9 protein-coding genes are annotated in these 12,553 nt (G+C 43.5%); all 9 read left to right on the top strand.

Annotated elements, in window-relative coordinates; translation table 11 throughout:
* Window positions 1-453 precede the first annotated feature (453 nt).
* The 9 genes from COP04_RS16145 to COP04_RS16105 all read left to right on the top strand — a co-directional run bounded on the left by COP04_RS16145 (window position 454) and on the right by COP04_RS16105 (window position 12,370).
* Window positions 454-1,284, top strand: coding sequence for an FTR1 family iron permease (locus COP04_RS16145; RefSeq protein ID WP_157800348.1), 831 nt, complete (start codon window positions 454-456; stop codon window positions 1,282-1,284).
* A 324-nt stretch (window positions 1,285-1,608) separates the two neighbouring features.
* Entirely contained in the window at window positions 1,609-3,999 is a 2,391-nt protein-coding gene (locus tag COP04_RS16140) for a glycoside hydrolase family 31 protein (RefSeq protein ID WP_100488963.1), read from the top strand.
* A 564-nt stretch (window positions 4,000-4,563) separates the two neighbouring features.
* Window positions 4,564-6,378, top strand: a complete 1,815-nt coding sequence (locus COP04_RS16135; RefSeq protein ID WP_239985007.1) for an ABC transporter substrate-binding protein — start codon at window positions 4,564-4,566, stop codon at window positions 6,376-6,378.
* A gap of 70 nt (window positions 6,379-6,448) precedes the next feature.
* Window positions 6,449-7,441 (top strand): ABC transporter permease, encoded by a 993-nt coding sequence (locus COP04_RS16130; RefSeq protein ID WP_204988047.1) that lies wholly within the window; start codon window positions 6,449-6,451, stop codon window positions 7,439-7,441.
* Between the two features lie 7 nt (window positions 7,442-7,448).
* Window positions 7,449-8,366 (top strand): ABC transporter permease, encoded by a 918-nt coding sequence (locus COP04_RS16125; protein WP_100488960.1) that lies wholly within the window; start codon window positions 7,449-7,451, stop codon window positions 8,364-8,366.
* Window position 8,367: 1 nt separating this feature from the next.
* On the top strand, window positions 8,368-9,390 hold the full coding sequence (locus COP04_RS16120; protein WP_100488959.1) for an ABC transporter ATP-binding protein: 1,023 nt from the start codon (window positions 8,368-8,370) through the stop codon (window positions 9,388-9,390).
* Window positions 9,377-10,381: an ABC transporter ATP-binding protein gene (locus tag COP04_RS16115; RefSeq protein WP_100488958.1), complete on the top strand. Its 1,005-nt coding sequence runs from the start codon at window positions 9,377-9,379 to the stop codon at window positions 10,379-10,381. Before COP04_RS16120 ends, COP04_RS16115 begins: the two co-directional genes overlap by 14 nt.
* A gap of 78 nt (window positions 10,382-10,459) precedes the next feature.
* On the top strand, window positions 10,460-11,296 hold the full coding sequence (locus COP04_RS16110) for a MurR/RpiR family transcriptional regulator (RefSeq protein ID WP_239984905.1): 837 nt from the start codon (window positions 10,460-10,462) through the stop codon (window positions 11,294-11,296).
* Between the two features lie 15 nt (window positions 11,297-11,311).
* Entirely contained in the window at window positions 11,312-12,370 is a 1,059-nt protein-coding gene (locus COP04_RS16105; RefSeq protein ID WP_239984904.1) for a serine hydrolase domain-containing protein, read from the top strand.
* Window positions 12,371-12,553 lie beyond the last annotated feature (183 nt).

Below are 12,553 nucleotides of genomic sequence, written 5' to 3'. Positions count from 1 at the left end.
TGATGCTTTTAGACGTGACGGCTAAGAGCGGCTTGATGCCGGAAATAACATAAGCTGTGAGCACTAGAAAAAGAGGATTAATGGAGAGAAATCGGGAGTTTCTTCCGATTTTTTGTACTATAAAAGAAAGCTATAAAAGAAAGTATAAAATTTTAGCGAATTATAGTATAAGCGCAACTAAGGCTCAGCCCGCGCCAGAGGCTTAGCTTTGGCAAGTTTTCTTTACACTTTAAGAAAGTATAAAAATTTCAAGGATTAAAGTGTAAGTGTAACTAGGCCTCTGGCATCGCCTAAAGGCTTGCCAATCGGTAAGTTTTCTTTATCATTTCCAAGAAAGCACGCGGATGGTCCGGCAATGATCTTGATGGCGCGTTAAGTATTGCGCCCGTCTATATAACATGATAATATAACTGATAATGATTATCATTTCTATATAACGAAAGGATGAAAATCATGTATGCCGGTTTTCTCGTTGCTTTAAGGGAAGGATTGGAAATTTCTTTGATTGTTGGCATCATTTTTGCCTACTTAAATAAGATCCAAGAAAAGAAAAAATATCTATATATTTGGGCCGGAGTTGTCCTGGCTGCACTTGTTTCCTCGGGATTTGCAGCAATCATCTATCATGTCAACGGAACTGGCGGCTGGGCCTATCAGGCTTATTTTGAGACAGTCATTTTCATTTTAGCGGTCACGATTCTGACGTACATGACGTTCTGGATGAAGAAAAACAGCAGAAACCTGAATGGGAGCATTAGAGAGAAAATTACTGATGTGCTGCAAAAAGGCAGCATGTTCCAGCTTGTGTTTCTGACGTTTATTACAGTGATCCGTGAGGGTGCTGAGCTAGCCATGTTCATTCTCGCCATACTTAGTGATCAGAAAGCAAATGGTTATTCGGTCATGTCTGGAGCTGCAGCAGGGCTTGGCCTTTCAGTGCTGATCGGTTATGGCATCTACAAAGGAACGTACCGCATCAATTTGTCCTACTTCTTCCGGATTATGGGCTGCCTGCTGATTGTCGTAGCGGCCGGGTTGCTGGGAAATGCTGTTCACGAACTGACAGATGTGGGTGTACTTCCGGAAACCGGGTACATGTATGATTTGAGCAGTGTTCTGAGCCAGCAGGGTGTTCTTGGTAGTATACTGCATGCATTGTTCGGCTACTCAGATCATCCGACTTATCTCCAGAGCGCGATCTGGTGTGGGTATTTGCTGATTGTTTTGCTTTTATTCATTAAGGGAGATAAACTTCAGTCAAGAAAAGAAATGGCGCAGCAGTGAAAAATGAGTGCCAATACCAATAATGTGGCAATTATAAAGCAGCTGAATGGCTGCTTTTTTTCTGTAATTATAGGAAATCTTTCTCCTGAATATTGGGAACAGAATAATGCCTGCGGTTGAATATGCCAGAGAAGGGGCATTAGTTTTAGCCGCTTACTGACTGTTTTTAAACTGTTGTTATTTTATTCAGCTTGTGATAAGTTGGTTTTGATCAATAATGAAAACGCTGTATATTTTCAGACCGGTTGCTGCGCAGATGAGCTTTCGCTTATCTGCGCAGCAATTACCCGTGCGGAGAACGTTATGAAAAAGGTGGTAAGTCTAATGTTTGGTGAGATCAGAGGTTATAACCGGCAGGCGAACAAAATTATTATTGAATTTGAGCGGAGAAATGCCAGCATTGAAATAGTCACACCTTCAATCATTAACTTTTTTGCCTCAATTGCTTCTGAACGCCGCGTTTCAAAGGCAGTTGAAAATTTAAGAGTTGACCCGGGAGCTGTTTCTGTTGACCGTGTGGACGGGAAAATTGTGGTAAAAACTGAAAAGCTGAAGATCGCTGTTTCCGATGAGTTCTTCGTTGATATTTATGATGCAGCGGGAAATCTGCTTTGCGCGGATTACAGAGGCAGTGCCGAGCCATTTGTACGGAGAGGATCCGGCGAAGGTCTGGATGTAGCCGCCGAAGAAGGGCACAAACTGGAATTGGAAAAAAACAGGCTGAAAGTCCGGGTTTTAAAAAAGATGGACGAAGAGCTGTTCTTTTATGGCCTGGGGGACAAAACCGGACATCTGAACAAAAAGGGCTATCATTATAAAATGTGGAATACAGATAACCCCGATCCGCACGTTGAGAGCTTCGAAGCGATGTATAAATCGATTCCCTTTTTTATTACTCTGAAAAAGAAACAGGCTTTCGGTTTGTTCTTTGATAATACATTTGAATCCGTCTTCGATCTTGGTAAAGAGAACAGTAACTATTATTCTTTCGGCGCTGTTGACGGAAATCTCAATTATTATTTTATTTATGGTCCGGCGGTCAAAGAGGTGGTAAATGGTTATACGTATCTGACCGGGACCACACCGCTGCCGCAATTATGGACACTTGGCTATCAGCAGTGCAGATGGTCTTACACGCCTGAGGAAAGGCTGCACGAAATTGCCGCTGCCTTCAGGGAGAAGGATATCCCCTGCGATGTGCTTTATCTGGACATTGACTATATGGATGGTTATCGGGTTTTTACCTGGGATAAGAAGAAGTTTCCGGATCCGAAAAAAACTTTAAAAGAACTGAAGGATCAAGGATACAAAGTGGTCACAATCATTGATCCCGGCGTGAAAAAAGACAGAGGTTATCCGATTTATGATCAGGGTCTCAAAAACCGCTATTTTGCGACCGAAAAAGACGGCGTTCCCTATGTAAATCGCGTCTGGCCGGGCGACTCGCTTTATCCGGATTTTCCAAATGGTGAGGTCAGAAAGTGGTGGGCGGCTAATCAGAAAATCATGACAGATACAGGGGTGGCGGGTATCTGGAATGATATGAATGAACCGGCCAGTTTTAACGGACCGCTTCCGGATGATGTTGCGTTCAATAATGACGGCGTGCCTGCCGATCATCGCGAGATGCATAATGTATACGGACATTATATGTCAAAGGCTACTTATGAAGGCATTAAACAGGCTACCGGCAAGCGTCCGTTTGTCATAACGCGGGCCTGCTATGCCGGGACTCAGAAATATTCTACTGTCTGGACAGGAGATAATCAGAGTCTATGGGAACACTTGAGAATGTCTTTGCCGATGCTGATGAACCTTGGGCTGAGTGGTGTGACTTTCTGTGGCACCGATGTCGGCGGATTCGGTTTCGATTGCACTGCGGAACTGCTGTCGCGCTGGGTTCAGGTTGGTGCATTCACCCCATTGTTCAGAAACCATTCCAGTATCTTCACAAGGGATCAGGAGCCTTGGGCATTTGATAAAGAAACAGAAGCAATCAACAGAAAATATATCAAACTGAGATACAAGCTGCTTCCATATCTCTACGATATCATGCATGAAGAAGAGTCCAACGGGTTGCCGGTGATCCGGCTGCTTTTACTCCATTACCAGAATGATGATAAAACTTATGAAATTAATGATGAATTTTTGTGCGGGGAAAATATACTTGTCGCGCCGATCGTTGAACAGGGAGACAAAGCGCGCATGGTCTATCTGCCTGAAGGAGATGCCTGGATTGATTACTGGACAAAACAAACATTTGAAGGCGGGCAGTACACGATCAAGGAGGCACCGCTCGACATTTGCCCGATTTATATTAAAGCCGGCAGCATTGTCCCGCTTTATCCGGTACAGAACTATGTCGGTGAGAATCCTGTAAAACAGCTGACCTTAGACATCTACTTGCCTGAAAAAGGGAAGATCGGCAGCTATGTTCACTACCAGGATGACGGTGAGAGTTTCGATTATCGGAAGGGCGCTTACAATCTTTATGCATTTGATGTCCAGGCAGATGAACCGGCAAAACGGATCAGAATAAAGGGAGAAAAAAAGCATGCCGGTTATGGCAAAGGATACACATCATTTAAGTTTATTCTGAACAACGTGGAGCCTTCAGCAATTATAGCAGGAGAGACAAGCGTTTCCTTTGAAGTTTCCGGGAATCGGACAGTCTTTTCCGTGCAAGAACCCGGAGACATCATTGTCAGGCTGTAAACATTGGAACAACAGTCCCTTGGTTTAATTAGATGATCAGAGAAAAGAATCGTGTTACACATGTAAAGTGCTGAGCACAACCTTTTTGTTCCTCTTTTGTGTCACTAAAAATGACTGTTGTGACCTGTGAAATTGAAGACAAGTTTATGTTCGAGTGTTTGGCCCTGAAAAAATAAAAACCAGTAAAGATAAAGAATGTCCAAGAAAGTTAAATAAGCATTATGGGTCCATACGGATCTATAATGCTTTTTTTGCGCAAATGTAACCTTTACTTCTGAATTATTCATTATTTTTAAATATTCTATAAAAATTCATGTAAGATTTCTTAACAAAAGTATAGACAATCATGAACAGTGAAACTACCATATAGACATTAAGTGAAATAATATTTTAGATTTATTATATTTGTACGGTAAAAAATATTATATTTTTCTGTTGCTAAAAATGGTCAGAAAAAAAGCTTTGCTTAACAGATTCTTGAAGGAGGTGGTGTTTTATTTGTATTTCGTAAATTTGCAGAACCGATATGGTAAGAAAAAGGAGGAGGAATTTGTATTGAAGGTAATGAAACGGCTTTCTTTTTTTATGATGGGCGCAGTTTTAGCATTGTCTGTGACGGCTTGTGGTAATACTTCTTCAAGCAGTAACACGGGTACCCAGTTTACTACTGTTTATTATTATCATCCTATTTCTCCCGGAGCACCTAAAAATCCTTTTAATGCTACAGGTAATTCTTTTACAAGTTTTGATAAAATGCAGCTGGCTTGGTCAGCCGATTCAGCGACTAATCTGAATAAGTTTTATCCTGGGCTGGCACAAAAATGGAGCACAAATGCCAATGGAACTACTGCAACAATAGAACTACAACCAAACGCAAAGTGGTCGAACGGCAAACCAGTTACTGCAAACGATGTTAAAACATCCATGGCAGTGGCTTTTACTCAGGGCACCGCGCAATCATTTTCTCTCGGTTCTGTCAAAGTTCTTTCTCAGAAAAAAGTTGAATTGAGTCAGCTACCTGGTTCAAAGTACAATCTGTTCCTGCATGATTTGCTCCAACAGACCGTTGTGCCGGATTTTCAATACAGCGGGCAGCTTCCAAAAAATATCTGGACAATCATCCAGCAGTCTCAGTATTCCGGCACAGATAAGACGAAAGCTGCTTTGGCCACAAAAGCACAGGGCGAGTTGACAGCACTGGGCAAGAAGATCACGCAATTCGCGCCGCAGACCGATATCTCAGCCGGACCATTCGTTTTACAACGGCTTAACCCCGGCGAAGCATATCTGGTGAAAAACAAATATTTTTACGCGAACAGTAAAGTGAAGGTGGACAGTGTATCACTCAGAAATTATACAGGGAACCAGCAGATCTGGAATTATCTGACTTCCGGACAACTGGATGCGGCACCATTTACAGCTATGCCACAAAATGTCCTGAATAACATTATCAGAGTAAAAAACAATCAGAAAGTGGTTTCACCAAGCTATGTTGCCGCATCTCTGGCATTTGATCAAAATTTTTATCCTTATGGAAATACAAATGTTCGCAAAGCTCTAGCTTATGTTATTGATCGAAACGCCGTTCAAAAAATTGCTGAGCCGGTTGTCGGGACTCCAGCAAAATATACAGACGGAATGATCGACAGTGTGGCTAAAAATTGGATCGACCCTTCCACACAGTCTAAAATGGATCCTTACAATCTGAATATCAGTAAAGCTACGTCCATCCTGAAAAAGGAGGGTTTCAAAAAGACAAATGGTAAATGGATAATGCCTGACGGGAAACCGTGGACCATGAATATCTACGCTGTCGATGGATTCAGCGACTGGATTCAGGGCGCAAAAGTCATTTCGACTGAGCTAACGAATTTTGGTATTGATGCCAATCCAAATATTGTGAGCAGTTTTGCTCAGTATCAGGCTGATCTTGCAGCACAAAAGTATGCAGTTGGTTTCTGGCTGGATTCTTTAGGAGCAAGCATGTACACAGCGTTTGGAAGAATTTATGGTTTGCCTGACGGATACAATGTGGTCGGTGGCAAACTGGTTCATTATACACAGAAGGATAAGACACAAGGAAACTGGATTGGCCTTCCTGAAACTCTGAAACTAGCAACAGGAGAAACGGTTAATCCCGGAGAATTGACGAATGAGCTGAATACATTGCCAGTGAGTCAACAACGGTCGAATGTTCAGAAGCTGGCATTGACGACAAATGAATATGTTCCTGTTATTGAACTTTGGGATTATGTAAATATTCAGTTTGTCAATACGAGCAGATTTACCAATTTCCCTGTACACGATATGGGTTTAATGAATAACCAACCAGGCGTCTGGATGTCTCTTGGCTATGTCAATCCGAAATCTTCAAAATGAAAGTAAAGAAGGACAGAGATGAATGCAATAAAACAAAAAGAAGTCAGTTAGAAGGAGGATGCAAATTTTTATGAAAGATTTTTCAATCCGCCTTATATGGCGGATTTTTTCTGGGATCATAATGGTTCTGGTTGTGGCTTCATTGACCTTCTTTCTGGTTCGAATGATGCCTGGAAATCCGGTAGATGCTCAGTATAACCAGTTGATCATGCAGGGCATGACGCCTGTTCAGGCTCAAAATCAAGTACGTGTGATGTACGGATTTATCCCGCACTCTTCACTTGCCTCACAGTACATGACTTATATTGCGAACCTTTTGCGCTTAAACCTTGGGCAGTCGGTTTCATATGAAGGGGTCAGTGTGTCGCATATAATCCTGAACGCTGCTCCCTGGACTTTGATTCTTGTGTTTACAGGTTTGGTAGCAAGTTTCTTAATAGGGGTGTTGGCGGGAGTTATTGCGGCGATTAAACGTTCGTCACCGATGGGCACTACGCTTACTATATCCGGTTCACTGCTTCATGGTGTTCCACAATTTGTTATGGGGCTGCTATTGGCCTACGTATTTACAACACTTTGGCCTATTTTACCTTTTGGAGCGCCCTATGATTCTTCAATAGCTGCAGGATTTAATTTACCCTTTGTTTCATCGCTTATCAGCCATGCTGTTCTGCCGGTTGCGACCTATGCTCTTTCCAGTTATGGAGGCTGGCTTCTGACGATGAAGTCAAGTGTGATTACGGTTCTGGGTGATGATTTTATCTTAGCTTCCGAAATCAGGGGATTGAAGGCCGCAACAAGGGTTAGATATATTGCACATAATGCAATTCTTCCACTGTTCACTCTATTTACACTGTCGATTGGTTTTATGTTTGGTGGATCCGTTTTTATTGAAAATATATTTGATTATCCTGGGCTGGGTAATTTATTGCTCAAGTCCATAGACGCCAGAGACTACCCGTTGATGAGCGGGGCATTCCTGTTGATTACGATTGCAGTAATTATATCGAATATTGTTACCGATTTTCTCTATTCTATGGTTGATCCCCGCATAAGGAGGTAATTTAAAGGTGAATGCAGAGCGTTCAATTCAATCTCCCAAACTATACAAGACTGCAGCGCAAAGCAAACAGTCATTTTTGAAAACAGCCTGGAAGGCTATAATCAGGAAAAAAAGCCGTTTTGCCGGTTTCATTATCATCTTGTTTTTTACACTGATGGCTATCATTGGCCCGAATTTGTATCCTAAAGAACTTCCGATTGATTCAAATGCCATCTATGCACCAATAAGCTGGAAATACCTCCTGGGAACAGATTTTGAGGGAACCAGCAATTTAGCTCTGATTATTACCGGAGCAAGATATGTGCTCCTTGCCGCAGCACTTGGTGCACTTTTTACAGTTATTTTTGGTACAGTTCTGGGTCTTATTGCCGGATATTTTGTAGGCTGGTCAGACTCGATCATTATGCGAGTGACCGATCTTTTCCTGACGGTCCCGTCGTTTCCATTGCTCGTGGTACTGTCAACTGTATGGAATTTCGGGCAACCGCTTGCCATGGGCTTTGTTTTAGGGATTACGGGTTGGGGCGGCATGGCGAGGGCTGTCCGCTCACAGACTCTTTCTCTGCGAGAACGTGGCTTCGTTGAGGCAGCGAAAGGTCTTGGGTTGTCGCCATTCTACATTCTGTTTCGGGAAATTCTTCCAAATGTCAGCTCATACATTGGAATGAATCTGCTCACTTCAATCACCGGCTGTATTTATGCCGAGGTTGGCCTGTTCTTTCTAGGCGTCGTTCCTTTCCATGTAAATAATTGGGGGGTCATGCTCAATATGGCTGTTTTCTCTGCCGGAGCAATGTCCAGTCCGACTGCTCTGCCATATCTGTTATCCCCTCTCCTGGCATTGCTGATTCTTACGCTGGGTATTGTTCTGTTTTTGGATGCGATTGACGAAATCTTCAATCCCCGTTTAAGGGAGGATGTGTAAAATGGTTAATCATTCTGCTGCAAATGCGGAAATAGAGACGGATGAAAGGATTGCTATCCGTGTCCGGAATATCAATGTTGTCTATGCGACACCTACGGGGCGGATTCCCGCAGTCAGAAATGTGGATTTGGATTTGCCAAAGGGCAGTATTACAGGAATCATCGGTGAATCCGGATCGGGGAAATCAACTCTGATTATGGCGATTATGAATGCAGTAACAAAACCGGGAAACATTGAAAGCGGATCGGTGATACTTAACGGGCAAGGCGACCTGTTGAAGATGAGCCGTGAACAGCAGAGAAAAATACGCGGAAAAGAAATCGGCTTCGTTTTTCAGGCAGCGCAGAATTCGCTTAACCCGCTTCGGCGCGTCGGACAGCAGATACTGGATCTGGGCCGGTCCCATGATATTAAAGATCTGCGAGGCCTGATCAGGCACGCCAAACAGTTGCTGACCCGGCTCGGGCTTGATGCCGACCGGGTGCTAGCCTCTTATCAGCATGAACTTTCCGGCGGTATGAGGCAGCGTGTTGGCATTATGTTTGCACTTGTCCTGAATGCGGATGTTGTCTTTCTTGATGAAGCAACTACGGCGCTGGATATGCTTTCACAGGCATCGGTGCTGGAAATCATACGTGAACTTCAGAAAGAAAAGCACTTGACGATTGCACTAGTTTCGCACGATATCGGAGTTGTTGCCGATCTTTCCGAACGAATCGAAATTTTTTATGCCGGGGAGATTGTCGAGGAGGGAAGGACCAGTAAAATTCTTTCCGATCCCGAACATCCGTATACAAGAGGTCTGATTCGTGCGATTCCCAGAATCTCGGGGAATATTGACTCTGCTGAACCTCTGAAGGGTTCATCCCCGGATTATAAAACATATCAGCAACCCGGTTGTTTATTTTATGACCGCTGCCCGATCAGGGCGGAAGGGTGTCTGAAAAGCAGACCGGAACTGGCTCAGATCGGCCGGGAGCATAAAGTTGCGTGTTTCAGGGTGGGTGTCGATGATAGAAATTAAAAATCTTGAAAAAACTTTTCATATCAAGGCAAAATTCTCTGACCGCAAGACGATCCATGCTGTTCGGAATGTCAGCTTTTCAATTCCGGATGGCGGGGCCATATCTCTGATTGGGGAATCAGGCTGTGGCAAAACAACCATTGGAAGAATGCTATGCGGACTGGAAGTGCCGACAAAAGGGACAATCCTTATTAATGGCAGGGATATCTCCCGGATGAAACGCAGGGAACGTATGCATGCGCTGCAAAAGATACAATTAATTCATCAGGATCCTTATCAGGCATTGAATCCAACACATACGATTTATCAGATGATGTACGCGACTCTGAAAAAAATGGTAAAGCAGAAAAAGGAGAAATCTGATTGGGTCCGGCAGCGTATGGAGGAGCTGCTTAATTTGGTAGGACTGGATCCGTCCACAATCCTTTTTAAATATCCACACATGCTGTCCGGGGGGCAGAGACAAAGAGTGATTATCGCTCGAGCGCTAACCGTGGAACCGGAAGTTCTAATTGCTGATGAAGTCGTTTCGATGATTGATGTCTCACTGAGACTTGGTGTTTTGAAATTACTGCGCGATTTGCGGGATAAATTCAACATTTCTATATTATTTATTACGCATGATATAGCCTCGGTCCGATATCTTGGCAACAATACCAAGCTTTATGTCGTATATAAAGGTATGATTGTTGAGAAAGGGGAAACGGAACAGATCATACGGAAGCCGCATCATCCTTATACCCAGGCGTTGCTAAGTGCCATGCCTATTCTCAATGGTATCGAAAAACCGGGGAAGGATCGGTTTGTTCTGACTTCGGAATTCCGTCAAAATAGTGAAGAAGTGGCCGGATGCCTTTTTGCAGATCGCTGTCCGTTCAGTGAGCAGATTTGCAGGGAAAAACGGCCTCAGCTGGCTGATTATGGAGACAGTGCCTGCTTTTTTCCAAAGATTCGTGACGTGGCCGCAGTTGCTATTGAAAAAGAGCGTTAATTTCTAAGCATTAATCAGGATTGCAAGACATAATAAATCAATCGGATGGGTGATGACATGCTAAGCGGTGGACTTTCGATGTTAAAAGAATCATTCCCGGCTCTGAATCCTTCAGAGCAAAAAGCGGCTAGATTCACTTTGGATTTTCCGGAGCAGATGGTTCAAATGACGGTGAGTGAACTTGCGGAGGCGAGCGGATCAAGTCAATCCGCAATTATTCGATTGTGCAAAACACTTCGTCTGAAGGGCTATCAGGAATTAAAATTATGCGTGGCAGGTGATTTGCAAGGTTCATCAATGAATGGGGATGAGTATAAAGAAATCAATCCGGACAGTGATGTCAGGACGGTTGCTGCTTCAGTATCGAACAACACCATTTTTTCAATTAATGAAACACTGAAGGTACTCGACATGTCAAAATTACAGAGCGCTATTGATTTAATTGAGAAAGCGCAGCGGATCGATTTTTACGGTTCGGGGGCCTCGCAGCTTGTGGCACAAGATGCTCAGGTTAAATTTATGCGCATTAATAAGGCCAGTACGGCATACGCGGACAACCATTTACAATTGACTTCGGCTGTCACACTAACAAGTGATGATGTGGCAGTCGCTTTCTCAAATTCCGGAGAGACACTTCAGACTGTCGAATGTATAAAGGCAGCTAAACAGTCAGGTGCCAAGACCATAGGAATCACACGTTACGGGAATAGCACGCTAAGTCAGCTTGTCGATGTTCACATCGGTACAGTCTCTGCAGAATCGGATGTGCGGAGCGCGGCAACTTCATCACGGATTGTGCAGCTTAATCTTGTTGATATCATCTATCTCACTGTTGCCGGGCATCAGTACGATACCTCGTTGAAATATCTCAATCGTTCATTAAATGCGATTAAAAAAAGTTTTCGAGTTAAGTAGGTGTGAGACATGTCCATGAATTTTGCTACTCTGGATCATTTTTTTAAAAAAATGGTTAAAATCAATCAGATTCCCGGTGCTGTATATGCCGTGATCAACGAGAAAGAGACACTTGTTGAGAACGCTGTGGGCTATGCACATAAGGATAAAAAGATACCCATGACGCTTGATACATTATTTGATCTGGCTTCTTTAACGAAGGTATGTGCCACTCTGCCAAGTATCTTTTTGTTGCTGGAGCAGGGGAGACTCGATATCGACGATCCGGTTCATCTTTTTTTTCGAAACGAGGTCAATGGTGAACTTACACTGAAAAATTTATTAACCCACACAAGCGGTTTTCCGCCATCTGTTCCGTTCTATAAATATCAGTGGTCGAAAGAACAGATTCTGGACTATATTCTCTCGATTGACAGCAAACCGGACGAAAAGGTGGTATACAGTGACCTGAACTTCATCCTGCTTGGCTTCCTGGTTGAAAGTCTGACGCATCAGCCCTTGAATCTTTTTGCTCAGGAAAACATTTATCGGCCGCTGGGTATGGAAAGCACTGGTTTCAACCCTGATGCGGATCTGCATTCCCTCGCTGCAACTGAATGGCTGCCTGATGAAAAGAAATATCAGTGGGGAACGGTTCATGATGAGAATACCCGTTATATGGGGGGTGTTTCCGGACACGCCGGTTTATTTTCAAATTTACATGATTTACAAATTTACGTGCGCATGCTCATGAATGAGGGGAGAACGGATGCAGGGGACTATTTCCTGTCCCCTGCTACGCTGAGGGCAAGTCAAAGAAATTATACGGAAAAGTTTAATTATAATCGGGGGATGGGCTGGCAGCTTGTTGATGACCATTTTTCTCCGGCAGGTTATCTCATGTCTGACCGAAGTTATGGCCATACCGGATTTACCGGCACCTCTTTCTGGATCGATCCGGATAACCATCTCGGGTTTATTTTATTAAGCAACCGGGTGCATATCAGCCGCCAAATCAATATGAACCGGATCAGGAGGATCTTTCATAATCTCTTTATGACTCAGTATGCTGAAGTGCATCATTTAAAACCATGAACAAGTATCACCGGGCGGAGGTGTGACAATGGAAGAGATGAATCTTATCGGTTCATACGGCCAAACAATTTATCACATACCGGGACCCCGTTGAAATCTGTGTGCCCTCGACACTGCAGATCAGTTGATGTTAGGCACTTATACGCCTTTTATCGGACCGAATAAATTTGCTGGGAGACGAAA

Origin of the sequence: Sporolactobacillus pectinivorans (assembly GCF_002802965.1) — a bacterium.
GTDB lineage: Bacteria > Bacillota > Bacilli > Bacillales > Sporolactobacillaceae > Sporolactobacillus > Sporolactobacillus pectinivorans.
Note: the sequence above shows the minus strand (reverse complement) of the source record. Positions and strands in the feature narration are given on the sequence as shown.

Bases quoted from the DNA above. Each gene is read 5' to 3' on its own strand.
- COP04_RS16115 (WP_100488958.1), top strand. From the start codon at position 9,377: ATGATAGAAATTAAAAATCTTGAAAAAACTTTTCATATCAAGGCAAAA.
- COP04_RS16135 (WP_239985007.1), top strand. From the start codon at position 4,564: ATGAAACGGCTTTCTTTTTTTATGATGGGCGCAGTTTTAGCATTGTCT.
- COP04_RS16145 (WP_157800348.1), top strand. From the start codon at position 454: ATGTATGCCGGTTTTCTCGTTGCTTTAAGGGAAGGATTGGAAATTTCT.
- COP04_RS16120 (WP_100488959.1), top strand. From the start codon at position 8,368: ATGGTTAATCATTCTGCTGCAAATGCGGAAATAGAGACGGATGAAAGG.
- COP04_RS16130 (WP_204988047.1), top strand. From the start codon at position 6,449: ATGAAAGATTTTTCAATCCGCCTTATATGGCGGATTTTTTCTGGGATC.
- COP04_RS16140 (WP_100488963.1), top strand. From the start codon at position 1,609: ATGTTTGGTGAGATCAGAGGTTATAACCGGCAGGCGAACAAAATTATT.
- COP04_RS16110 (WP_239984905.1), top strand. From the start codon at position 10,460: ATGTTAAAAGAATCATTCCCGGCTCTGAATCCTTCAGAGCAAAAAGCG.
- COP04_RS16105 (WP_239984904.1), top strand. From the start codon at position 11,312: ATGAATTTTGCTACTCTGGATCATTTTTTTAAAAAAATGGTTAAAATC.